Here is a 23,667-nt window from a genome sequence, read left to right on the forward strand (position 1 = left end):
AACACGAACGAGCGGAGCGGACCGCGCCCTACGACACCAGGGGGCGCACCGCGTCGGCGAGGGCGTCGACCAGGCGCTGGGCCTCGGCGGGGGTGTCCGCGACGGTGTCGATGTAGACCTTCACCTTGGGCTCGGTCCCGCTCGGGCGGACGATCACCCGGGCGTCGCCGGACAGGTCGTAGCGCAGGATGTCCGAGGGCGGGAAGCCCGCCACCCCGTCGGCGTAGTCCGTCACCGTGTGCACGTCGAGCCCGCCGAGCGTCGTCGGTGGCGTGGACCGGAGCGACGCCATGATCTCGCCGATGCGCGACAGGTCGTCGACGCGGGTCGCGACCTGCCCCGAGGCGAACGCCCCGAACTCGGCGGCGAAGGCCTCGAGGTGGTCGGCGATGGTCGAGCCGGACGCGGCGAGCTCGTCGGCGAGGGACAGCAGTTCGAGCGCAGCCGAGATGCCGTCCTTGTCGCGCACGACCGACGGGTCGACCAGGTAACCGAGCGCCTCTTCGTACCCGAACAGCAGATCGGGCACGCGGGACACCCACTTGAACCCGGTCAGGGTGTCGCGGTACTCCAGCCCGTGGCGCGCAGCCACACGGGCCAACGCCGGCGACGAGACGATCGACGCGGCGAGGGTGCCGGTCGCGCCGGACTCCGATGCCCGGGCGGCGGCTCGCCACCCGAGGAGCCAGCCGACCTCGTTGCCCGACAGTCGACGGTACGACGGCGCACCGGCGTCCGAGGCCGTCGGGATCGCGAGCGCGAGCCGATCGGCGTCGGGGTCGTTCGCGATGACCAGGTCGGCGCCGACGGCGAGACCACGGGCGATCGCCAGGTCCATCGCGCCGGGCTCTTCCGGGTTCGGGAACGAGACCGTCGGGAATGCACCGTCCGGCTCGATCTGCTCCGGCACCACCGTCGGTGACGCGAACCCGGCGGCGACGAACACCGCCCGAGCGGTCTCCCATCCGACGCCGTGCATGGCCGTGTAGACGACCTTCGGCTGCTCGTCGACCCGGAGTGCCGGAGCGGGCACGATCGCGGCCGTGGCGGCCACGTAGGCGTCGACCAGGGCCGACGACGCGACGGTGTAGTCCGTGCCACGCGGCAGGTCGGCGACGGACCCCGCGGCGACGGCGTCGATGGCGTCCGCGATCTCACCGTCGACGGGCGGCACGATCTGCGAGCCGTCGTCGCCCTGACCGAGGTAGACCTTGTACCCGTTGTCCCGCGGCGGGTTGTGGCTCGCGGTGACCATGACGCCCGCGCCGACGTCGAGGTGCCGGACGGCGAACGCGAGCACCGGCGTCGGCAGGGCCGAGGGCAGCAGGGTGACCTCGAGCCCGAGGCCGCGCATGACCTCGGCGGAATCACGCGCGAAGACGTCCGAGTTCACCCGGCCGTCGTACCCGATCACGACGCTGCGCGAGCGCCCGGTGTCGATGAGGAACCGTGCGAGCCCCGCAGCGGCCTGGGTCACGACGACCCGGTTCATCCGCAGTGGGCCCCAGCCGAGCTCGGCACGGAGGCCGGCGGTGCCGAACTGCAGCCGGCCGTCGAACCGCTCGGCGAGCGCCCGGACAGCGGGACCGTCACCGTCGGCGGCCGCGTCGATCGCCGCGGCCAGCTCGTCGCGGGTCTCCGGGTCGGGGTCCTGCGCCAGCCACGTCCGCGCGGTGCCGAGCACCTGGTCGAGGTCGAGCTTCACGACGCCGGCTGCCCGAGTGCGGCGACCACGCGTGCGAGCAGGTCGGCGATCACCGGCTCGGCCTGCTTGCCGGCCTCGAGCACCTCGGTGTGCGACAGCGGGGTCTTCTGGATGCCCGCGGCGAGGTTCGTGATGAGCGAGAACCCGAGGACCTCCATGCCGGCCTGACGGGCCGCGATGGCCTCGAGCGCGGTGGACATGCCGACGATGTGTCCGCCGATGGTCTTCGCCATCTGGACCTCGGCCGGGGTCTCGTAGTGCGGGCCGCGGAACTGCGTGTAGACGCCCTCGTCGAGGGACGGGTCGACGGACTTCGCGACCGAGCGCAGCCGCGCCGAGTACAGGTCGGTCAGGTCGATGAACGTCGCGCCCTCGAGTGGGCTGTCCGCGGTCAGGTTGATGTGGTCGCTGATGAGCACCGGGGTGCCCGGGGTCCAGTGCTCCTTGATGCCGCCGGCGCCGTTGGTCAGCACCATGATCGAGGCACCGGTCGCCGCGGCCGTGCGGACGCTGTGCACGACCCGACGGACCCCGTGGCCCTCGTAGTAGTGGGTACGGGCACCGATGACGAGCGCGTGACGGCCGTCGGCGAGGCGGATCGACCGGATCGTGCCGGAATGTCCGGGGACGGCCGAGGCGCTGAACCCGGGGACCTGCTCGGCCGGGATCTCGGACACGGTCTCACCGATGATGTCGGCGGCCTTGCCCCAGCCCGACCCGAGGGTCAGGGCGATGTCGTGCCGCTCGATGCCGGACAGTTCGGCGATGGCGGATGCGGCGTCCCGCGCGACCTCGAACGGGTCGGCAGCGGGGTCGTTCAGCGGGTTCTCGGTGCTCATGCCCCAACTCTAAAGGGCGGACGCCCGCCGCAGCGGCCGCCGCCGCGCCCGCCGCACCGCCGCCGCCGCACCTGCCTCAGTGCTCGCCGAGCGCCCGGTCCACCGCCGCCGTGATCTCGCCCTGGTCGAAGTGGTTCGCGATGACGATGACCTCGGCGTAGGTGTCGCCGATCGCCTCGACGAACTCCTGACTCGTCAGGATCACGTTGGCGTCGTCGGAGACGTCCCGCACGGACGCGACGTCCGCCGCGACGACGGACGCCGACAGCCCGAGGGCGTCGAGCGCCTTCTCGGCGTTCACCTTGAGGATGCCGCTCGAGCCGATGCCGGCGCCGCAGATGGTCACGATCTTCACGCGGAGACCCCCATGATCGCGCGGACCTCGTCCGCGGTGGTCGCCGCCGCGATCCGTCCGGTCACGGTGGCGTCGTTGAACAGGTTCGCGATCTCGCCGATCGACTCCAGGTGGGTGCCGACCTCGGCCACCGCGAGCCCGAGCACCACGCTGACGGGGTCGTTGTGCGGGTGGCCGAACGCCACCGGCGTCGCGAGCGTCACGATCGCGAGTCCGTCCCGCACGACCGCGCCACCCGGCCGGGCGTGCGCGAACGCGAGCCCCGGCGAGATGACGATGTACGGCCCGTGCTCCTCGACCATGCCGATCATGGCGTCGGTGTACTCGTCGGTGGTGGCGCCCGAGGCGACGAGCGCACCGCCGACCAGGCGCATCGCGTCACGCCACGCGGGCGCGTCCGCACCGAGGAGGACGGCGGTGTCCGGCAGCGGTGGCAGTCCCATGCGTCAGGCCTCCTGGTACCCGGCCGTGATGGTGGCGATGATCTCCTCGCGGTCCTCCAGCGGCAGGAACGACCCGAGCGCGGCGTTGATCTGGAACGCGGCCAGGTCGTCGAGGTCGTACCCGAACGTGCCGGCGAGCAGCGCGAGCTCCTTGGACAGCGAGGTCCCGCTCATCAGGCGGTTGTCGGTGTTCACCGTGACGCGGAAGCCGAGCTGGTAGAGCACGTCGAACGGGTGGTCGGCGAGGTCGTCGCCCCACGCGGCGATCGCCCCGGTCTGCAGGTTGGACGACGGCGAGACCTCGAGCGGGATCTCGCGGTCACGGACCCACGAGGCGACCTCGCCCAGGGAGGCCAGCGTCGAGCCGTCCCCGGCGTCGGACAGGGCGACGTCCTCGAAGATGCGGACGCCGTGCCCGAGGCGGAGCGCCCGGCCGTCGACGAGCGCGGAGCGGATGGATGCGAGCCCGTCGGCCTCGCCCGCGTGGACGGTGACGGGGAACAGTTCGGACGCCAGGTAGTCGAAGGCGGCGCGGTGGTTCGAGGCGGGGAACCCGGCTTCGGCACCGGCGATGTCGAAGCCGACGACCCCGGCGTCGCGGTGCCGGACGGCGAGCTCCGCGATCTCGAGCGACCGGTCGGCGTGCCGCATCGCGGTGACGAGCTGGCCGACGCGGATGCGCCCACCGGCGGCGTCGACGGCTTCCTCGATGCCGGCCTGCACTGCCTCGACCGTCTGGTCGAGGGTCAGTCCGCCCTGCAGGTGCTGCTCCGGCGCCCAGCGGACCTCGCCGTAGACGACGCCGTCGGCGACCAGGTCCTCGACGAACTCGCGGGCGATCCGGGTGAGCTGCGGTGCGGTCTGCATCACCGACGTGGTGACGTCGAACGTCTTCAGGTACTCGACCAGGGAGCCGGAGTTCGACTGGTCGGCGAACCACTGCCCCAGCTCGGCCGGGTCGGTGGTGGGGAGCGACACACCCGCCGAGGCCGCGAGCTCGATGATGGTCGCGGGACGCAGGCCGCCGTCGAGGTGGTCGTGCAGCGAGACCTTCGGCAGGTCGTTGATGACCGCCCCGGCGTCGGGCAGGCGGTAGGTCGGGGCGTCGGCGCTCATGCCCCCAGGCTATCGGTGGTCACCGCCGCCGCGCAGGCACCTGTGCACAACCCACGACCGAAGACACTGGAGGCTCCCCACAGGTGTGCAGGGAGCCTCCGGTCGGTCGGGTGGCCCGGTTCAGGACCCGATGCGCTCGCGCACGATCGGCCCACGTGCCGCGGCAGCGGAGCCCTCCGGGCCGATGGTCCACGCACCCTCGAGCGACTCCAGCGCACGCGGGATCCGCGACGCGTCGTCGGAGTGCAGCGTCCAGAGCGGCTGGCCCTCGGTCACGGTGTCCCCCGGCTTGACGTGGAGCTCGATGCCCGCACCGGCCTGCACCGGGTCCTGCGCGCGGGCACGACCGGCCCCGAGCCGCCAGGCCGAGACGCCGAACGGCAGCGCGTCCTGCTGCGTGAGGACCCCCGACGTCGGCGCGGTCACGACGTGCTGTTCGCGGGCCACGGGCAACGCAGCGGACGGGTCCCCGCCCTGCGCCTCGATCATCCGACGCCAGGTGTCCATGGCGCGGCCGTCCGCGAGCGCCGCGGCCGGGTCGGCGTCGGGCAGTCCGGCCAGGGTGAGCATCTCGGTCGCGAGCGCCACGGTCAGCTCGACGACGTCGGCGGGGCCGCCGCCGGCGAGCACCTCGACCGACTCCCGCACCTCGAGCGCGTTGCCGATCGTCAGCCCGAGCGGGACCTCCATGTCGGTCAGCAGCGCCGAGGTCGCGACCCCGGCGTCGTTGCCGAGGTCGACCATGGTCTGCGCGAGCTCCCGGGACGCCTCGTAGGTCGGCATGAACGCGCCGGACCCGAACTTGACGTCGAGCACGAGCGCCCCGGTGCCCTCGGCGATCTTCTTCGACATGATGCTCGACGCGATGAGCGGGATGCACTCGACCGTGCCGGTGATGTCGCGGAGCGCGTAGAGCTTCTTGTCCGCGGGTGCCAGGCCGGACCCGGCGGCGCAGATGACCGCGCCGACGTCCTGCAGCACCTGCATCATGCGGTCGTTCGAGATGGACGCCTGCCACCCGGGGATCGACTCGAGCTTGTCGAGCGTGCCGCCGGTGTGCCCGAGTCCGCGACCGGACAGCTGCGGCACGGCGACGCCGAACGACGCCACCAGGGGTGCGAGCGGCAGCGTGATCTTGTCGCCGACGCCACCGGTGGAGTGCTTGTCGACCGTCGTCTTGCCGAGCGACGAGAACGACATCCGCTCCCCCGACGCGATCATCGCGAGCGTGAGGTCCTTGATCTCACGCCGCTCCATCCCGTTCAGGAAGATCGCCATCGCCATCGCGGCCATCTGCGGGTCCTCGACGTAGCCGCGGGTGTACGCGTCGACGAGCCAGTCCACCTCGGCGGTGCTGAGGGCCCCGCCGGAGCGCTTCGTGCGGATGAGGTCGACGGTGTCGAACGGCTCGACGGCCATGTGGATCAGTGCTCCTGCTGGTAGGTGGCGAGGGTCCGCGGCCCGAAGGCGTCCGGCAGGACCTCGTCGATGGTGCGGATGCCGGAGAGCGTCTCGAGGAGCATGCCCTCGGTCGAGTGCTCGAACAGCAGCTGGCGGCAGCGGCCGCACGGCATCAGGGTCGCCCCGTCGCCGTCGACGCACGTGAACGCGACGAGCTTGCCGCCGCCGGTCATGTGCAGCTGCGACACGAGGGAGCACTCCGCGCAGAGCGTCACCCCGTAGCTCGCGTTCTCGATGTTGCAGCCGGAGACGATCCGGCCGTCGTCGGTGAGCGCCGCGGCGCCCACCGGGAACGACGAGTACGGCGCGTAGGCGCGCCGCATCGCGGCCGTGGCGGCGTCCCGCAGGACACCCCAGTCCACGTCGTCGACCGGGAGGCCCGTGGCGGCGTCCGTCGGGTCGGTGGCGGTGACCGCCTGGTCACCTGCAGCGTGTGCGTCGGTCATGTGTCGTGCCTCCAGGCCGTCAGCTCTTGATGTAGGGCTTGCCGGACGCAGCGGGGCCGCGTGACTGCCCGACCAGGCCGGCCACGGCGAAGATCGTGACCACGTACGGCAGCATCAGCAGGAACTCGCTCGGCACGGGCGAGCCGACCGCGCTGAGCGTGTTCTGCAGGTTCGACGCGAAGCCGAACAGCAGGGCGGCGAGCGTGGCCTTGATCGGGTCCCAGCGGCCGAAGATCACGGCGGCCAGGGCGATGTAGCCCGCGCCCGCGGTCATGTCCTTCGTGAAGCCGCCGGTGGCGTCGAGCGTGAAGTACGCCCCGCCGAGGCCCGCGATCGCACCGGCGAGCGAGACGTTCCAGAACCGGGTGCTCGTGACGTTGATGCCCACCGTGTCGGCGGCCTGCGGGTGCTCGCCGACGGCGCGGAGTCGCAGACCCCAGCGGGTCTTGAACAGGCCGAAGGTGACGACCGCGACGGCGACGTAGGCCAGGTAGACGACGACCGACTGCTCGAAGAAGATCGGTCCGATGATCGGGATCTGGTGGAGCACCGGGACCTCGAACTTCGGGAACCGGATGCCGATGTTGAGCGTCTGCTGGTTCGGGGACAGCACCTGCGAGTACAGGAAGCCGGTCAGGCCCGAGATGAAGGCGTTGATGACGACACCGACGATGACCTGGTCGACCAGGTACTTGATGCTGAACGCCGCGAGGACGAACGACACGAGCACACCCGCGACGAGGGCACCGACGAGACCGACCCAGGGCGACCCGGTGAGCGAGGCGATGAGCGCCGAGGTGAACGCACCGGCGAGGAACTGGCCCTCGATCGCGATGTTCACCACGCCGACCCGCTCGGAGATCACGCCACCGAGTGCACCGAAGACGAGCGGGACCGCGAGGCCGAGCGCGCCGAAGAGCATGCCGGGGATGGTGATCGAGTCGCCGGCGACCGCCCACGCGAGGAAGCCGACCACGAAGACGATCGCGAACACCGAGGTCACCCAGAGCGGCACACGACGGGAGGCACGGGTCTCGACGATCGCGTACACCGTGGCGAGCGCGAGCAGCACGGTGACGACGATCCCGGTGGCCGTCGCCGGCAGCGGGAGGTTCGGCAGCGCGAAGAAGTCGCCCTTCGAGGCCAGGCGGAGCGTCGCGGTTCCGGGGCGGTGTCCGAAGCCGAACAGCACGAGCGCGAGCAGCGTGAACACGCCGTACCCGATCGGGAGCTTCCAGCTGCGGGTCGTCTCGACCGGGCGGCCGTCCAGGGGCATGCGCGGCGCGGCCGCGGTGGGGCTGAGGGTGCTCATGCGGCGACCGCCTTCTTGCTGTTCTTGCTCGTCTTCGTGCGCTTGCGTGCACCCGGCTGCGGGATCCGGAAGATCGCGCGGACGAGCGGCGGCGCCGCGATGAAGAGGACGATGAGTGCCTGGATGACGCCGACGATGTCGATCGGGATGCCGTTGGCGGCCTGCATGGCGTAGCCACCGTTCTTCAGGACGCCGAACAGGATCGCCGCCCAGAACACGCCCCACGGCTTCGAGCGGCCGAGCAGGGCCACGGTGATGGCGTCGAAGCCGATGCCGGCGTCGATGCCCGAGGTGAAGCCCGTGGTGACGGCGCCCTGCACCTGGTAGGCACCGGCGATGCCGACCAGTGCACCGGAGATGACCATGACCCAGATGGTCAGCGACGGGACGCTCATGCCGGCCACACGGGCGGCACGGGGGTTCTCACCGATGGTGCGGAACCGGAAGCCGAGCGACGACTTGTTGACGAGCCACCAGACGACGACGACCGCGATGATCGCGACGATGAACCCGAGGTCCACGCCGTACCGCACACCGAAGAGCTGCGGCAGGAGCGCGCTGTCCTTGGTGGCTGGCGAGATCGGGTTGCTGCTGCCCGGGGCCTGCAGCAGGCCCGGGGTGCGGAGCAGGTAGCTGACCAGGTAGAGCGCGACGTAGTTGAGCATGATCGTGACGACCACCTCGTTCGCACCCGTCCGGGCCTTGAGCACCCCGACGATGCCGCCCCAGACCGCGCCGCCGACGATGCCGGCGATGATCGTGAGCGGGATGTGGATCGCGGCGGGGCCGTCGAACGAGAACCCGACCCAGCCGGCGGCAGCGGCGCCCATCAGGATCTGACCCTGGCCGCCGATGTTGAACAGCCCGGCGCGGAACGACAGCGCGATCCCGAGCCCGGCGGCGATGAGCGGCACCGAGTAGTCGACGGAGCGCGTGAGCGGCCCGATCGCCTGCTGGAGGGAGTCCGCGCCGAAGTTGAACACCGAGCCCTGGAACAGCGAGGCGTAGGCGCCGCCGACCGCGGTGCCGATCGCCTGGAGCATGTCCGTCGGGCGGGCGAAGAAGTAGCCGGCGGTCGCACGGACGTTCTCGTCCGTCACCGCGATGAGGATGCCGCACGCGACCAGCGCGAGGACGACGGCGAGCACCGTGACGAGCACGGAGCCGTTCAGGATCCCCTGCAGGGCGGCCTGCCAGCGGTCACCACCGGCGCCGTTGCGGCGCTCGGTGTCCTCCGCCGAGTCCGTCATCAGGTGCGGGGTCGACTCGACCTCCTGCAGACGGTCGTCGGTGAGCGGGGCGTCCGCGGTGCCGTGCGCAGCCGGGGTCGGCTGCTGCGTGTTGTCTGGCGGTGGGGTGGTCACGCGGCCAGCTCCGTTCCGGTCGTGGGTGTGGCTTGGATCTCGCCGGCCGAACCGGTCATGCGGCCAGCTCCGTTCCTTCTGGGATCTCCCCGGCCATCATGAGGCCGAGGACGTCACGGGGGGTGGTCGCGGGGACGATGCCGACGATGCCGCCGCGGTACATCACGGCGATGCGGTCGGCCAACGCCACGACCTCGTCGAGCTCGGTGGAGACGACGATGACCGGCACACCGGTGTCGCGGGTGGCGACGATGCGCTTGTGCACGAACTCGATCGAACCGACGTCGATGCCGCGGGTGGGCTGCGCGGCGACGAAGAGCCGCAGCTCACGGCTCAGCTCGCGCGCCAGGACGATCTTCTGCTGGTTGCCGCCGGACAGCCGACCGGCCGCGGTGGTGCGACCCGGCGTCCGGATGTCGAACTCCGCGATCTTCTCGTCGGCGAAGGCGTCGCGTTCCGCCGAGCGGATCGTGCCGGCGCGGACGAACTCGGCGTGGTCGGCTCGGTCGAGCATCAGGTTCTCGGCGATGGTGAACTCGCCGACCAGGCCGTCCTCCTTGCGGTCCTCGGGGACGAAGCCGACGCCCGCGTCGAGCACCTGCTTGACGCTCCGGCCGGTGAGCTCCTTGCCGTCCAGGGTGATCCGGCCGGCGTGGGCGGGCTCGAGGCCCATGATCGCCTCGGTGAGCTCGGTCTGGCCGTTGCCCTGCACCCCGGCGATCGCCAGGACCTCGCCGCGACGCACCGTGAAGGAGACGTCGTCGACGAGCACGATGCCGGACGGGTCGGTCACGGTCAGGTTCTCGACGACCAGGGCGTCCGCGCCGCCGGTCGCAGGAGCCTTGTCGACCACGAGTGAGACGGCACGGCCGACCATCAGCGCGGCCAGCTCGTTGTTCGTGGCGGTCGGCGATGCTTCGCCGACGACCTTGCCGAGACGGATGACCGTGATGCGGTCGGCGACCTCGCGCACCTCGCGGAGCTTGTGGGTGATGAAGACGATCGCGGTGCCGGCTTCGCGGAGCTGGCGCATGATGCCCATCAGCTCGTCGGTCTCCTGCGGGGTGAGGACGGCCGTCGGCTCGTCGAACACCAGCACGGAGGCGTCGCGGGACAGCGCCTTGATGATCTCGACGCGCTGCTGCACACCGACGGGCAGGTCCTCGACCTTGGCGTCGGGGTCGACGTCGAACCCGAAGCGATCGGAGATCTCCTGCACGCGCTTCCGGGCACCGGCCAGGTCGAGCCGCCCGCCGAAGGTGGTCTGCTCCTGCCCCAGCATGACGTTCTCGGCGACGGTGAACACGGGCACGAGCATGAAGTGCTGGTGCACCATGCCGATGCCGGCGCGCATGGCGTCACCGGGGCCGTCGAAGTCCTGCACCACGTCGTCGAGCAGGATCTCGCCCTCGTCGGCGTCGTACAGGCCGTACAGGACGTTCATCAGGGTGGACTTGCCGGCGCCGTTCTCACCCAGGAGGCAGTGGACCTCACCCGGCTCGACGGTGAGCGAGATGTGGTCGTTGGCGACCAGGGCGCCGAACCGCTTGGTGATGCCGCGGAGTTCGAGCTTCATGTTCGGGAGTCTATTTCTGTCTCGCGCACGCCACGCGGGCGCACGGTGTCGCGTGCAGCCCGCGGATGCACGATGTGGTGTGCGCCACCGGCGCACGATGTGGTGTGCACCCCTGGGCGCACGAGAACGCGGGCGAGGGATGCTCCCCCGCCCGCGTTCATCGGGTCAGGACTGGGTCTTGACCTTGATCGAGCCGTCGATGATGCCGGCCTTCACGTCGTCGAGCTCGCCCTGCAGGCCCTTGTCGACCTTGGACTCGAAGTCGTGGAACGGCGCGATGCCGACGCCGTCGTTCTCGAGGGTGCCCACGTACGGGTCCTTCGAGAACTTGTCGTCAGCCGCCTGCTCGACGACGTCCTTCACGGCCGGGCGCATGCCCTTCTCGACCGAGGTGAAGGCGATGTCCTTGTAGCGGGGGTCGGCCTCGTAGAGGTCGCTGTCCGCACCGATCAGGACGGAGCCGTTGTCGGCGTCCTTGATGGCCTCGGCAGCGGACTGGTAGATCGGGCCACCGACGGGCAGGATCACGTCGGCGTCCTGGTCGAGGAGCGTCTGCGCGACCGACTTGGCCTGCGTGCCGGCCTCGAAGCCACCGGTGAAGGAGCCCTTGCCGGTGTCGACGTTCCAGCCGACGACCTTGACGTCCTTGTCCTTCTGCTCGTTGTAGTACTTCACGCCGTCCGCGAAGCCGTCCATGAAGATGGTGACGGTCGGGATCTGCATGCCACCGAAGGTGCCGACGACGCCGGTCTTCGAGTAGGACGCCGCTGCGTAACCGGCGAGGAACGCCGCCTGCGAGGTGTCGAACGTGATCGGCTTGACGTTCTTCGCGTCGATCGAGTTGTCGTCGATGATCGCGAAGTCGGTGTCGGGGTTCGCAGCGGCCTGCTTCTTCGTGGCGTCGGCCAGGTTGAAGCCGACGGTCACGACGAGGTTGCAGTTCTGGCCGATGAGCTGCTCGATGTTCGAGTCGTAGACGGTGGCGTCCTTCGACTCGGCCTCCTTGTAGGTGGCACCGAGGTCCTTGGCGGCGTCCTTCATGCCCTCGTAGCCGAGCTGGTTGAACGACTTGTCGTCGAACCCACCGGCGTCGGAGACCATGCAGGGGCGGAAGTCGGTCTTCTTCGCCGAGTCGGTGGTGGACGGCGCCGAGGCGCAGCCGGCCAGGACGGCGACGGTGCCGGCGAGCGCGAGGCCGCTGAGGACGACCTGTCGGGTACGAGATGTCACGGGTTGGTTCCTCCGGGGAGCGTGCCCGGACCACGTGCGTTCCGGGCGATCGTGGCGACAGTACACGACCGTCGGGTCGGTACAGGACCCGTTGCGGGGGTCCTGCGGATCGGTTACGGGATCGCGACCCCGCCGAAACGCGCCCGTAACGCGGGGCCACCCGCGCACCCCCAGTTCGAGGGGTTTGTGGATGGAGCGCTACAGGACGTCGCCGCGGCCGCTGATCTTCAGGGCATCCACGACGCCCTTCACCCGCTGTGCGTTCGCGCTCGTGGTGACGAGCAGCGCGTCCGGGGTGTCCACGACGACGATGTCCTCGACGCCGATGAGCGAGATGAGCCGCTGGCTGTGCGAGATCACGATGCCGCTCGACGAGTCCGCCAGGATGCGGGCACCGTCCCCGAGCACCGCGAGGTTGTTCGGCCGGCCGCCGGACTGCAGCTTGGCGAGCGAGGCGAAGTCGCCCACGTCGTCCCAGTCGAAGTCACCGGGGACGACCGCCATGCGTCCGGCGGCAGCGGCGGGCTCGGCGACCGTGTAGTCGATCGCGATCTTCTCGAGCATCGGCCAGACGGCGTCGACGACGGCGCCGCGGGCCGAGGTGTCCCAGGCGTCGGCGAGCTCGTTGATGCCGGCCAGCAGCTCGGGCTTCGTCCGGCCGATCTCGGCGAGCAGCACGTCGGCGCGCGCGATGAACATGCCGGCGTTCCAGAGGTAGTTGCCCTGCTCGACGTAGGAGCGGGCGGTGTCGAGGTCCGGCTTCTCGACGAACGACTTCACCGCGTGCGCGGTGGGGGCGCCCTCGATGTCGAGCGCGGCGGTGTCGGCGTTGATGTAGCCGAAGCCGATCGCGGGTTCCGTCGGGGTGATGCCGATGGTGGTGACGTAGCCGGCACGGGCGACGGCGACGGCCTCGCGGACCGAGCGGCGGAAACCGCGTGCGTCACCGATGACGTGGTCGGCGGCGAACGAGCCGATGACGACGTCGGGCTCGCGGCGCACCAGGATCGCCGCGGCCAGGCCGATGGCGGCCGTGGAGTCCTTCGGTTCGCTCTCGAGCACCACGTTGTGGTCCTCGACGCCGGGCAGCTGCGACTCCACCGCCACCCGGTGCGCACGGCCGGTGACGACCATGATCCGCTGGTCGCCGGCGAGCGGCGCCAGGCGGTCCCAGGTCTGCCGCAGCAGCGAGGTGCCGGAACCCGTCAGGTCGTGCAGGAACTTGGGTGCGTCCGCGCGCGACAACGGCCACAGGCGCGATCCGATGCCCCCTGCGGGGATGATCGCGTAGAAGTCTTCGAGAGCGTCAGCCACGCGCTCACCGTACCGGTCCCACCGGGTGGATCCTGGGTGGTCTCCGCACGATTCCCGCATGCGGGCTCCCGCAGCGTCGGCCGTCGCGTTGTTCACCCGGCGCGCGCGTCCCGTTCACGTCGTCGGCCCCGCCGGGTCACGTCACGCCCGGAGCATGGGCAGCACCATGAGCGCACGCAGCGTGGAGCGCGGCACGTCCCCCCGGACCGTCGCCGTCGTGACCGAGAGCTTCCTGCCCACCCTCAACGGCGTGACCACCAGTGTCCTGGCGGTCCTCGACCACCTGGAACGACGGGGTCACCGCGCGGTCGTGATCGCCCCGGACACCCCCGGCCTGGCGCAGTTCCGGTCGCGCAGCGCCGTCGAGCGCTACCGCTCCTTCGACGTCCACCGTATCCCCGCCGTCGCCTACCGCCAGTTCCCGGTGGCACTCCCCCACCCGGTGCTCGACACGATCCTCGCCGCCTCCGGCGCCGACGTGCTCCACGCCGCCAGTCCGTTCCTGCTGGGTGGGCGCGCGATCACGGCAGCCGGGAGGCTCGGCATCCCCTCCGTCGCCGTCTTCCAGACCGACGTGGCCGGGTTCGCCCGCCGCAACGGCCTGACCGCGACCGTCCCGTTGGTGCGGAAGATCCTCGGACGCATCCACGCCGGCGCCTCGCTGACGCTCGCCCCGTCGAGCGCGACGGCCGCGATGCTCGCCGAGGAGGGCGTGCCCCGCGTCGCCCGCTGGGGTCGCGGCGTCGACACCGAGCTGTTCCACCCCGCGCGCCGGTCGACCGGGCACGTGCGGGCACTCCGACGCCGCCTGGCACCGAACGGCGAGACCATCGTCGGGTACGTCGGACGCCTGGCCCCGGAGAAGGAGGTCGAGCGGCTCGCCGAACTCGGCGGCGTCCCCGGCATCCGGGTCGTCGTGGCCGGAGGGGGTCCGTCGCGGGCGATGCTCGAACGTCGGCTCCGGCACCTCGACGTCACCTTCACCGGCCCCCTGCGCGGCGACGCACTCGCCGACGCGTACGCGTCGCTCGACCTGTTCGTGCACACCGGTCCGGCCGAGACCTTCGGGCAGACCCTGCAGGAGGCCCACGCCTCCGGCCTGCCCGTGATCGCGCCGGCGTCCGGCGGCCCGCTCGACCTGGTCGCCCCGGGGCTCGACGGCGAGCTCTACGACGCCGATGCGCCGCAGGCCCTGCGGCACGCGGTCCTGCGGCTGCACCACGACCGCGCGCTGGTGGAGCGGATGGGTTCCGCCGGTCGGCTCCGGGTCGAGGGCACCACCTGGGAGGCCGTCGGCGACCAGCTCCTCGACCACCACGACACGGCCCGCACCATCGGCGCGCCGCCCGTCGGACGGGGCCTCCGGGCAGGTCGGGACGAGAAGGTCAGCGCCCGCGCATAGGATGGGTCGTGTTCCACACGAACACGAACGGCAAGGGCTCGCCGATCGGGCGAGCCCGTCCTATGGAAGGACGAGCTCATGGCTGAGCACACCGGCGGGGGTACGACGACCGCGGTGCCCGACGTCTCGATTGAAGCTCCACGGGCTTCTCGGACGCCACAGGGCACGCTCTACCGCGGTTCGATCGGGATGTGGTCGTGGGTCCTCCACCGCATCACCGGCGTCGCGATCTACTTCTTCCTGCTCGTGCACATCCTCGACACGGCGCTCGTGCGGCTCTCACCCGAGGCGTACAACGCGGTCATCGGCACGTACAAGACCCCGATCATGAACCTCGGCGAGATCGCGCTCGTCATGGCCATCGTGTTCCACGCCTTCAACGGCCTGCGGATCATCTTGATCGACTTCTGGTCGAAGGGCCCGAAGTACCAGCGGGCCATGTTCTGGATCGTCATGGTCCTGTGGGCGGTGGCGATCGCGGGCTTCCTGCCCCGCCAGCTCATGAACCTCGTCGCGGACTTCAACTGAGGGGCACGAAGATGACCACGCAGATCGTCGAACCTCCCCGCTCGGCCGCGGCCGCCCGCAGCACCACCAACTGGGAGAAGTGGGGCTGGATCTACATGCGCGCCTCGGGCGTGCTGCTCGTCGTGCTGATCTTCGGCCACCTCTTCGTCAACATGGTGGCCGGCGAGGGCGTCAAGCAGATCGACTTCGCCTTCGTCGCCGGCAAGTGGGCGAACCCCTTCTGGCAGGTCTGGGACTCGCTCATGCTGGTCCTCGCCCTCATCCACGGCTCGAACGGCATGCGCACCATCGTCAACGACTACGTGTCGAAGCCGGGCATCCGGAAGACGCTCCTCGTCGCGATCCTGGCCGCCTGCGTCGTGCTGATCGTCCTCGGGCTCCTCGTCTGCTGGACCTTCGACCCGTGCCCCGCCGGCGCCGCTGCCGCCGACCTGCCGTCCTTCTGCCCGGCGCAGTAGCACCACCACCGTTGCTGCCCGCGTTCCCACCGTCTACGGAAAGACCCCTGTGACCGAGACCACCGTCCACCACCACCAGTTCGACATCGTCATCGTCGGCGCCGGAGGCGCGGGTATGCGAGCCGCGATCGAAGCCGGCCCGAAGGCGAAGACGGCCGTCATCTCGAAGCTCTACCCCACCCGGTCGCACACCGGTGCGGCGCAGGGCGGGATGGCCGCGGCCCTCGCGAACGTCGAAGAGGACTCGTGGGAGTGGCACACCTTCGACACGATCAAGGGCGGCGACTACCTGGTCGACCAGGACGCCGCCGAGATCCTCGCGAAAGAGGCGATCGACGCCGTCATCGACCTCGAGAACATGGGCCTGCCGTTCAACCGCACGCCCGAGGGCAAGATCGACCAGCGCCGTTTCGGTGGCCACACCCGCGACCACGGCAAGTCCCCGGTCCGCCGGGCCTGCTACGCAGCAGACCGAACCGGGCACATGATCCTGCAGACGCTGTTCCAGAACTGCGTGAAGCTCGGCGTCGAGTTCTACAACGAGTTCTACGCGCTCGACCTCATCATGGTCGACGTCGTCGGTGACGACGGTGTCACCCGCCAGCAGCCGGCCGGCGTCGTCGCGTTCGAGCTCGCGACCGGTGAGCTGCACGTCTTCCACGCCAAGGCGATGATCTTCGCGACCGGCGGCTTCGGCAAGATGTACAAGACCACCTCGAACGCGCACACCCTGACCGGCGACGGCGTCGGCATCGTGTGGCGCAAGGGCCTGCCGCTCGAGGACATGGAGTTCTTCCAGTTCCACCCGACCGGGCTCGCCGGGCTCGGCATCCTGCTGACCGAGGGCGCCCGCGGCGAGGGCGCGATCCTCCGGAACGCCTCGGGCGAGCGCTTCATGGAGCGGTACGCCCCCACCATCAAGGACCTCGCACCGCGTGACATCGTCGCGCGCTGCATGGTGCAGGAAGTGGCCGAAGGTCGCGGCGCCGGACCGAACAAGGACTACGTGCTGCTCGACTGCACGCACCTGGGAGCCGAGGTCCTCGAGACGAAGCTGCCGGACATCACCGAGTTCGCCCGCACGTACCTCGGTGTCGACCCCGTCGTCGAGCCAGTGCCCGTCATGCCGACCGCGCACTACGCGATGGGCGGGATCCCGACGAACGTCAAGGCCGAGGTCCTCTACGACAACACCACCGTCGTCCCCGGCCTGTACGCCGCCGGGGAGTGCGCCTGCGTCTCCGTGCACGGCTCCAACCGCCTCGGCACCAACTCGCTGCTCGACATCAACGTCTTCGGCAAGCGCTCGGGCAACAACGCCGCCGAGTGGGTCCAGACCGCCGAGTTCCTCCCCCTGCCGGAAGACCCGGCGGCCGGCGTCCGCGGCATGCTCGACCAGCTCCGTGCCTCGACCGGCACCGAGCGCGTCTCCGCCCTCCGCAAGGAGCTGCAGGAGGAGATGGACAAGAACGCCCAGGTGTTCCGCACGGACGAGTCGCTCGCCCGCGTCACCGAGACGCTGCACACGCTCCGCAACCGCTTCATGCAGGTCTCCGTGCAGGACAAGGGCAAGCGGTTCAACACCGACCTGCTCGAAGCCGTTGAACTCGGGTTCCTGCTCGACCTGGCCGAGGTCGTCGTGTACTCCGCGCGCAACCGCAAGGAGAGCCGCGGCGGCCACATGCGCGACGACTACCCGAAGCGCGACGACGAGAACTACATGCAGCACACCATGGCGTACCTGACGGGCGACCCGCACTCGTCACTCGCCGACGACCACATCACGCTCGACTGGAAGCCCGTCGTCATCACGCGGTACCAGCCGATGGAGAGGAAGTACTGAGATGACCGACACCCTGGTCTCCGAGGCACCGCGCACCGACACCGTGCAGGACGCCCCTCCCGGATCCTTCTCCGTCACGGTCATCGTCCGTCGCTTCGACCCCGACGTCGACGACGAGCCGCGCTGGCAGGACTTCGACGTCATGATGCTGCCGACCGACCGCATCCTCGACGCCCTGCACAAGATCAAGTGGGAGCAGGACGGGTCCCTGACCTTCCGCCGCTCGTGCGCACACGGCGTCTGCGGGTCCGACGCGATGCGCATCAACGGTCGCAACCGCCTGGCGTGCAAGACCCTGATCAAGGACCTCGACGTCTCGAAGCCGATCTACGTCGAGGCGATCAAGGGCCTGCCGCTCGAGAAGGACCTCGTCGTCGACATGGAGCCCTTCTTCCAGAGCTACCGCGAGGTGCAGCCCTTCCTGCAGTCCTCGTCGGCCCCGACGCCCGGCAAGGAGCGCGTGCAGTCCGTCGCCGATCGCGCCCGCTTCGACGACACCACGAAGTGCATCCTCTGCGCCGCGTGCACGTCGTCCTGCCCGGTGTTCTGGACCGATGGGCAGTACTTCGGCCCCGCGGCGATCGTGAACGCACACCGGTTCATCTTCGACTCCCGCGACGACGCCGCGAACGTCCGTCTCGACATCCTCAACGACAAGGAAGGCGTCTGGCGCTGCCGCACGACCTTCAACTGCACCGACGCGTGCCCCCGTGGCATCCAGGTGACGAAGGCGATCTCCGAGGTCAAGCAGGCGATCATGCGCGGCCGCGCGTAGTCCCGGCTCCGTCCAAGGCCCAGCACCACGTCGACCGATAGGCTCCCGACCATGACGTTCGCGGACACCCGCCCCATCCTCGACCAGCTCGGCTACACGACCCGGTACGTGCAGCTCCCCGGCGAGACCCTGCTCGAACCGCCGGTCGAGGGGGCGCTCCGCATCGTCCAGACCGACGCCTCCGGCTACGCGCTCGAGGTCGTCGACTACGGAACGGCTCGTCGTCTCGCGCAGGCCACGGGCGAGGACGACGCGGTCGAGATGCTGCGCCGCTTCCTGAACCGTCCGTTCCCGGAGCCCCGCGACATCCCTCGTCATGAGCTCGAGGGGCTCCGCGACCGCGCAGCGTCGACCTACCCGCAGCTCGCGCAGCAGGTCGCGCAGGCCGGCGAGCAGGGGCTGACCATCCAGATCCCGGCCGGTGTCCCCGTCGACCGCATCGGTGGCCCGGACGGCTACCTGCTGCACCCGCTCGACACCCCGCTGCCCAGCCGGTCGCTGCCCCCGCACGTGACCTCCTCGCCGGAGACTCACCGCTACGTCGTCGACCGGCCGTTCCTGGTGAACGTCCGCTTCGTCCAGCCGTGGTTCGAGCAGCCGGGCGGCGCCCTGCGCTTCCAGATCGCCGACCCGTCGGCCACCGTGCGTGACCTGGTGGTCGACGGCGCACTCGTCCGCCTCCGGGTCGTCTGAGCCCTCCCCGACACGAGAACAGCCCGCCCCGCGCTCGAAGCGCGGGGCGGGCTGTTCTCGTTCGTGGAACTACCGCAGGTCGGGGCGGTCGTACCGCGCACCGGCCGGGTTCGACGGCAGGCAGCCGAACACGATGGCCGCGGGGCTCGCGATGAGCGACACGAACCAGAGCGGGCCCGGCAGGTTCGCGTCGTGGAGGCGGCGCCACGCGAGTGCCAGGTTCGGCACGAGGGTGGCGAGCCACCACAGCCCGAAGAGCCCGAGCAGCACGAAGGCGAACGGCGAAGGCGCCCCCGACACGTCGCGCGAGTACCCGTAGTCGTCCACGACGGTGGTGGTCGGGCTGGTGGCGATCAGCAGGGCGATGAAGCCCCCGTAGAGCACGATCGTGACGATGGCGTTGGCCAGGAACCAGTACCAGTACTCACTGCGACCGGCACGGCCGTCGAAGCGGGCGTACTTCTTGAAGAACCGGAGGAACGCGTCGAGGAACCCGATGCCGTACCAGGGGGCCCACAGCGGCGGAACGCCGTCCGGGCCGACCGGTATCGGCTCCGCCAGTTGCGGGTACCCACCGACGTACGGCTGGGCGTACTGCTGGTACGGCTGCTGTCCGTAGCCGGGCTGCTGCCCGTAGCCAGGCTGCTGCCCGTCCCCGGGCTGCTGCCCGTAGCCAGGCTGCTGCCCGTACCCAGGCTGCTGCCCGTACCCAGGCTGCTCGCCGTAGCCGGGCTGCTGCCCGTACCCGGGCTGCTCGCCGAACCCCGGCTGTCCCTGCTGCTGATCGCCGCCGGGCTGGCCCCACTGGGGCGTCCCGTCGTTGCTCATCGGCTCGAGACGGGGCGGTCGTACCGCGCGCCCTGCGGGTTCGAGGGCAGCAGGCCGAAGACGATGCCGACGATGCCGACGAAGATCGCGATGATCCACAGCGCACCGGGGAGGTTCGCATCGTGCAGGCGGCGCCAGCCGAGGGCGAGCGTCGGGATGATGATCGCGAGGCCCCAGAGCAGGAACAGGATGCCCGAGATGACGAAGAGCGCGGACGGCTCGGTGACGGTGGACTGGACGCTGGTCGACGTCGAGGACGACATCGACACGGTCGAGCGCTCGGAGGTCGCGAAACCGATGGCGTACAGGATGCCGAGGACGATGCCGACGATCGCGTTGGCGAGGTACCACCACCAGAACTCGCTCCGGCTGGCACGACCGCTGAACGTGGCGTACTTCTTGAAGAAGCGGCCGACGGCCTTGCCGAACGAGATCCCGTACCACGGTGCCCAGAGCGGCGGTTCGCCGTTCGGTCCGGTCGGCGGCTGCTGGCCGTACTGCGGTGCGCCGCCGAACTGGGCGTTCGGCTGGTTGTTCGGATCCTGCGGGTACTGGTCGCTCACGTGGTCCCCCTCGAGTGTTGGCTGATGTTCACGGTCGAGTCAACCAGAACTCCTGAGCGGCGGTCAGAACCGGTACCGCGCGTCACCCCGGCAGCGGACGGTCGTACTGCTGCCCCTGCGGGTTCGACGACATCAGGCCGATGATCAACGAGAACAGGATGCCGATCGGCGGGATGATGAACAACAGGGCGAGCAGACCACTGAGGTTGACGTCGTGCAGCCGCCGCACGGTCAACGCGATGAAACCGAGCGCGCAGGCCAGGCTCCAGAGACTGCCGAGTCCGTCTGAGCCGTCGTCGACGAACGGCAGCACGTCGAACCCGCTGCCGATGATGCCGGCGGCAGCCGAACCGATGAGGTACCAGAGCGCCCAGAACCAGTACTCCGACTGACTGGCCCGACCGTCGAAGCGCACGTACTTCTTCCAGAACCGCAGGAACGCCTGGGGGAAGGGGATGCCGTACCAGGGTGCCCAGAGCGGCGGCTCGGACCTCCCACCACTCGGCCGACCCGGACCGGGCTGCCCGTACTGCCCCGGAGGCTGCTGCCCCCACGGTTGCTGTCCGTACAGGCCCTGCTGCTGGCCGTAGGGGTCACGGGGCGGGTACTGGTCGCTCATCGGTCGGTTCCTTCCGGCGCGGCTGTCGGTCCACACAGAGTGTGGCACTCCCCCGAGCCGGCGAGCGTCATCCGCGGGAACGACTCCTGTCCGACGATGCTGTCAGGGCAGGAGCGCGAGCTTGCCCCCGGGATGCCCGGACTCCAGCAGCTCCGCCGCCGCCTTCGCCTCCGCCAGCGGGAAGGTCCGCGCCACCGGCACCTCGAGCTGTCCGGCACCAGCCAGGTCGATGAGCCACTGCCGCACCGAGTTACGGAAGGCCTTGCTCGCCGGCTGCGCGCCGCCCACCGCGGCGATCCCGTCCGATGCGGCCCGCGCCTGCGCGGCGATCGTCACGATCCGTGACCGGTCCGCGACCAACGCGAGCGAGACGTCGACGGCCTCGTCGGTACCGACGCAGTCCAGTGCCACGTCGATGCCGGAGGGTGCGAGATCACGGACACGCGCCTCCAGGCCGTCGCCGTACGCGACCCACTCGCCACCGAAGCGTCGCACGACGTCCGCACCACGCTCCGACGCGGTGCCGATGACGCGGGTGCCGAGCAGCCGTAGCTGCTGGAGCAGGCTGACGCCGACCGCGCCCGATGCGCCGTGCACCAGGACGGTGTCGCGCCCCTCCGCGCGGGTGACGCGGAGCATGTCGGCGGCGGTCGAGCCGGCGAGGAGCAGGTTGGCGGCCTCCGGGAAGCCGAGCGAAGCGGGCTTCGCGAAGACGTCGGCCGCGGGCACCGTGACCGACTCGGCCCAGCCGCCGCTGACGCGGAACGCGAGGACCTCGTCGCCGACCGTTCCCCCACCCGACGCGATCTCGGTGTCGGGGCCGACGGCGGACAGGACGCCGGCGACCTCGTAGCCGACGGCGATGGGCAGGTCCGCGGGGTCGCCCTGGCGGGTGTGCTTGGTGTCTGCGGGGTTCATGCCGGCGGCGCGGACGTCGATCGTGACCTCGCCGGGGCCGGGTACCGGCACCTCCGCCTCGACGTACTCCAGGACTTCGCTGCCGCCGAACCGTGGGGCCACCCAGTGCTTCGTCATGCGGGCGACGGTACGCGTCGCGACCCCGGAACGGACGGGAGGCCCGTCACCAGCCGGTGACGGGCCTCCCGTCCGTCCGTGCGGACGTCGTCAAGCCGCCCTTGCGGACGTCATCAGGCGCGCGCGGACCGGATCCGCTCGGTGAACGCGGCGTGGAGCGGGTGCTCCGCAGCGAGACCGGTGATCTGCGTGGCCACGTCCGCGTCGGACGCGTCCGATGCCAACAGCGCCTGCAGCTCGACGCTCTGCTCGTCGTCCGCGACGTCGAAGCGGAGCGCCGCGGCCATCGCGTCGAGGAGCGCGGTCGGCTCGGTACCGTCCTCGGCCAGCGCGGCGGCGGGCGAGACGAACCGCTCGTCGCGCGACAGCTTGCGGAGCGGCTGACGGCCGACGCGGGTCACCGTGTCGGGCAGGTGCGGGTTCTCGAACCGGCCGATGATCGCCTGCACGTACGCGCGGTGCACCTCGGCGTCGAGCTCGTGCCGGCGGATGAGCAGGTCGCTCGTCTCGGCGAGCACGGACTCGAGCTCGGAGCGCACGGCGGGGATCGCGATGGCGTCCGAGATCTTGTCGGCCCCGGCGACGAAGCCGTGGTACGCGACGGTGGCGTGCCCGGTGTTCACCGTGAAGAGCTTGCGCTCGATCGACGCCGCGAGGCCGTCGACGTAGTGCGCGCCGGGGATCTCCGGCTCGTTCCCACCGAACGGCGTGCGGTCGATGGCCCACTCGAAGTAGGTCTCCACGGTGACGTCGAGTCCGCCACCCTCGGGCTGCGCGGGCACGATGCGGTCGACGGCGGTGTTCGCGAAGACGGCGTTGGCCAGGGCTGCGTCGCGGCCGTCCTCGGGCAGGGCGGCGACGATGAACTCGCGCAGGCGGTCCGTGGCGTTGAGGGCGTTCTCGCACGCCATGACGGCGATCGGTGCGGCGTCCGCGTCGCGGGCGACGAGCGCGCGGGCGATGACCGGGGCGATGAACTTCAGGACGTTCGGGCCGACGGCGCACGTGACGATCGCGGCCTTCGCGATCTCGGCGACCACGCCGTCCTCGTCCTGGGCGCTGTTCAGCGCGCGGAAGTTCGTGACCTCGTGGTCCTGGGCGCCGGCGCCGACCTCGTGCACGGTGTACGAGTCGGCTGCGGCCAGGGCGTCGATGAGCGGGGCGGCGACGTCGGCGAAGACGACCTCGTACCCGGCCTCGTGGAGCAGGAGCCCGACGAAGCCGCGGCCGATGTTGCCGGCGCCGAAGTGGACGGCGGTGCTGGTGCTCACTCGTTGACCTCGCCGAGGATCGCGAGGATCGCGGCGGTGTCGGCCGCGTCGGTGAGCTTCTGGACCTCGTCCTCGTCGGAGAACACGATCGCGATCTTCGACAGGATGTCGAGGTGCTCGTTGTTCACACCGGCGATGCCGACGACGAAGCGCACGGGGTTGCCGTCCCAGTCGATCGGGCTGGCGTAGCGGATGAACGACAGGGCGGACGACTTGATGGCGTCCTTCGCGTCGTTGGTGCCGTGCGGGATGGCGAGGAAGTTGCCCATGTAGGTGGACACGCTCTTCTCACGCTCGAGCATGGCCGGGTAGTAGTCGGCCGTGACCGCGCCCGCAGCCTCGAGGATCTCGGCCGCCTCCTTCATCGCTTCCGACTTGGTCGGCGCGGTGTCCTCGGTGTGGATGCGGATCTGGCTCTCCTGCAGGACGGGCATCGGGGGTTCTCCTTGTGTTGAGGACGAGATGGAGGGGACGGGTCAGCCCCGTCCCCT

Annotated in this window: 24 protein-coding genes; 6 read left to right on the plus strand and 18 right to left on the minus strand. The window is 70.5% G+C overall.

Annotation, left to right across the window (positions count from 1 at the left end):
• Positions 1-28: 28 nt before the first annotated feature.
• From DEI98_RS04720 to DEI98_RS04775, 12 genes are all read right to left on the minus strand, one after another.
• Positions 29-1,705, minus strand: coding sequence for a phospho-sugar mutase (locus DEI98_RS04720; RefSeq protein ID WP_111100094.1), 1,677 nt, complete (start codon positions 1,703-1,705; stop codon positions 29-31).
• Positions 1,702-2,544, minus strand: a complete 843-nt coding sequence (locus DEI98_RS04725) for a purine-nucleoside phosphorylase (protein ID WP_111100095.1) — start codon at positions 2,542-2,544, stop codon at positions 1,702-1,704. The genes DEI98_RS04720 and DEI98_RS04725 overlap by 4 nt, the downstream gene beginning before the upstream one ends.
• Before the next feature lie 76 nt (positions 2,545-2,620).
• Positions 2,621-2,899, minus strand: a complete 279-nt coding sequence (locus tag DEI98_RS04730) for a PTS sugar transporter subunit IIB (protein ID WP_027466460.1) — start codon at positions 2,897-2,899, stop codon at positions 2,621-2,623.
• The gene (locus tag DEI98_RS04735; protein WP_111095373.1) at positions 2,896-3,342 is read right to left on the minus strand and encodes a PTS sugar transporter subunit IIA; all 447 of its coding nucleotides are present in this window, start codon (positions 3,340-3,342) and stop codon (positions 2,896-2,898) included. Before DEI98_RS04735 ends, DEI98_RS04730 begins: the two co-directional genes overlap by 4 nt.
• A gap of 3 nt (positions 3,343-3,345) precedes the next feature.
• Positions 3,346-4,458 carry an adenosine deaminase gene (locus tag DEI98_RS04740; protein ID WP_111022313.1) on the minus strand — a complete coding sequence of 371 codons (1,113 nt, stop codon included), beginning with the start codon at positions 4,456-4,458 and terminating at the stop codon, positions 3,346-3,348.
• A gap of 120 nt (positions 4,459-4,578) precedes the next feature.
• The gene (locus DEI98_RS04745) at positions 4,579-5,877 is read right to left on the minus strand and encodes a thymidine phosphorylase (RefSeq protein WP_111088153.1); all 1,299 of its coding nucleotides are present in this window, start codon (positions 5,875-5,877) and stop codon (positions 4,579-4,581) included.
• Between the two features lie 5 nt (positions 5,878-5,882).
• The gene (locus tag DEI98_RS04750; protein ID WP_071406404.1) at positions 5,883-6,365 is read right to left on the minus strand and encodes a cytidine deaminase; all 483 of its coding nucleotides are present in this window, start codon (positions 6,363-6,365) and stop codon (positions 5,883-5,885) included.
• A gap of 19 nt (positions 6,366-6,384) precedes the next feature.
• Positions 6,385-7,677 (minus strand): ABC transporter permease, encoded by a 1,293-nt coding sequence (locus tag DEI98_RS04755; RefSeq protein ID WP_111022310.1) that lies wholly within the window; start codon positions 7,675-7,677, stop codon positions 6,385-6,387.
• The gene (locus DEI98_RS04760; protein ID WP_181437941.1) at positions 7,674-9,041 is read right to left on the minus strand and encodes an ABC transporter permease; all 1,368 of its coding nucleotides are present in this window, start codon (positions 9,039-9,041) and stop codon (positions 7,674-7,676) included. The genes DEI98_RS04755 and DEI98_RS04760 overlap by 4 nt, the downstream gene beginning before the upstream one ends.
• Positions 9,042-9,096: 55 nt before the next feature.
• Positions 9,097-10,617 carry an ABC transporter ATP-binding protein gene (locus DEI98_RS04765; protein WP_110863341.1) on the minus strand — a complete coding sequence of 507 codons (1,521 nt, stop codon included), beginning with the start codon at positions 10,615-10,617 and terminating at the stop codon, positions 9,097-9,099.
• A 165-nt stretch (positions 10,618-10,782) separates the two neighbouring features.
• Positions 10,783-11,847, minus strand: a complete 1,065-nt coding sequence (locus DEI98_RS04770) for a BMP family protein (protein WP_027466452.1) — start codon at positions 11,845-11,847, stop codon at positions 10,783-10,785.
• Positions 11,848-12,045: 198 nt separating this feature from the next.
• The gene (locus DEI98_RS04775; RefSeq protein WP_071244281.1) at positions 12,046-13,161 is read right to left on the minus strand and encodes a mannose-1-phosphate guanylyltransferase; all 1,116 of its coding nucleotides are present in this window, start codon (positions 13,159-13,161) and stop codon (positions 12,046-12,048) included.
• A 166-nt stretch (positions 13,162-13,327) separates the two neighbouring features.
• On the opposite strand from DEI98_RS04775, the gene DEI98_RS04780 reads away from it, so the two are divergent.
• From DEI98_RS04780 to DEI98_RS04805, 6 genes are all read left to right on the plus strand, one after another.
• Positions 13,328-14,563 (plus strand): glycosyltransferase family 1 protein, encoded by a 1,236-nt coding sequence (locus DEI98_RS04780; protein ID WP_258370741.1) that lies wholly within the window; start codon positions 13,328-13,330, stop codon positions 14,561-14,563.
• A 78-nt stretch (positions 14,564-14,641) separates the two neighbouring features.
• Complete coding sequence (sdhC, locus tag DEI98_RS04785) at positions 14,642-15,091, plus strand: succinate dehydrogenase, cytochrome b556 subunit (protein WP_111100097.1); 450 nt, start codon at positions 14,642-14,644, stop codon at positions 15,089-15,091.
• A gap of 11 nt (positions 15,092-15,102) precedes the next feature.
• Entirely contained in the window at positions 15,103-15,549 is a 447-nt protein-coding gene (sdhD, locus tag DEI98_RS04790; protein WP_027466446.1) for a succinate dehydrogenase, hydrophobic membrane anchor protein, read from the plus strand.
• 49 nt (positions 15,550-15,598) lie between these two features.
• Positions 15,599-17,392 carry a succinate dehydrogenase flavoprotein subunit gene (sdhA, locus tag DEI98_RS04795; protein ID WP_111100098.1) on the plus strand — a complete coding sequence of 598 codons (1,794 nt, stop codon included), beginning with the start codon at positions 15,599-15,601 and terminating at the stop codon, positions 17,390-17,392.
• A gap of 1 nt (position 17,393) precedes the next feature.
• Entirely contained in the window at positions 17,394-18,167 is a 774-nt protein-coding gene (locus tag DEI98_RS04800) for a succinate dehydrogenase iron-sulfur subunit (protein ID WP_017888736.1), read from the plus strand.
• A 51-nt stretch (positions 18,168-18,218) separates the two neighbouring features.
• Positions 18,219-18,860: a TNT domain-containing protein gene (locus tag DEI98_RS04805; protein ID WP_111100099.1), complete on the plus strand. Its 642-nt coding sequence runs from the start codon at positions 18,219-18,221 to the stop codon at positions 18,858-18,860.
• 69 nt (positions 18,861-18,929) lie between these two features.
• On the opposite strand, the gene DEI98_RS18540 is transcribed toward DEI98_RS04805, so the two are convergent.
• The 6 genes from DEI98_RS18540 to DEI98_RS04840 form a co-directional block, all read right to left on the minus strand.
• The gene (locus DEI98_RS18540; protein WP_181437942.1) at positions 18,930-19,688 is read right to left on the minus strand and encodes a DUF805 domain-containing protein; all 759 of its coding nucleotides are present in this window, start codon (positions 19,686-19,688) and stop codon (positions 18,930-18,932) included.
• On the minus strand, positions 19,685-20,251 hold the full coding sequence (locus tag DEI98_RS04820; protein ID WP_111095367.1) for a DUF805 domain-containing protein: 567 nt from the start codon (positions 20,249-20,251) through the stop codon (positions 19,685-19,687). The genes DEI98_RS18540 and DEI98_RS04820 overlap by 4 nt, the downstream gene beginning before the upstream one ends.
• 82 nt (positions 20,252-20,333) lie before the next feature.
• A complete protein-coding gene (locus DEI98_RS04825; RefSeq protein ID WP_111100100.1) occupies positions 20,334-20,870 on the minus strand; it encodes a DUF805 domain-containing protein in 537 nt (178 codons plus the stop codon).
• A 102-nt stretch (positions 20,871-20,972) separates the two neighbouring features.
• Positions 20,973-21,905, minus strand: coding sequence for an NADP-dependent oxidoreductase (locus DEI98_RS04830; RefSeq protein WP_111100101.1), 933 nt, complete (start codon positions 21,903-21,905; stop codon positions 20,973-20,975).
• A gap of 113 nt (positions 21,906-22,018) precedes the next feature.
• Positions 22,019-23,176, minus strand: a complete 1,158-nt coding sequence (locus DEI98_RS04835) for a mannitol-1-phosphate 5-dehydrogenase (RefSeq protein WP_111100102.1) — start codon at positions 23,174-23,176, stop codon at positions 22,019-22,021.
• Complete coding sequence (locus DEI98_RS04840) at positions 23,173-23,610, minus strand: PTS sugar transporter subunit IIA (protein WP_017888729.1); 438 nt, start codon at positions 23,608-23,610, stop codon at positions 23,173-23,175. The genes DEI98_RS04835 and DEI98_RS04840 overlap by 4 nt, the downstream gene beginning before the upstream one ends.
• Positions 23,611-23,667: the final 57 nt, after the last annotated feature.

Source organism: Curtobacterium sp. MCLR17_034 (assembly GCF_003234485.1).
Lineage (GTDB): Bacteria > Actinomycetota > Actinomycetes > Actinomycetales > Microbacteriaceae > Curtobacterium > Curtobacterium flaccumfaciens.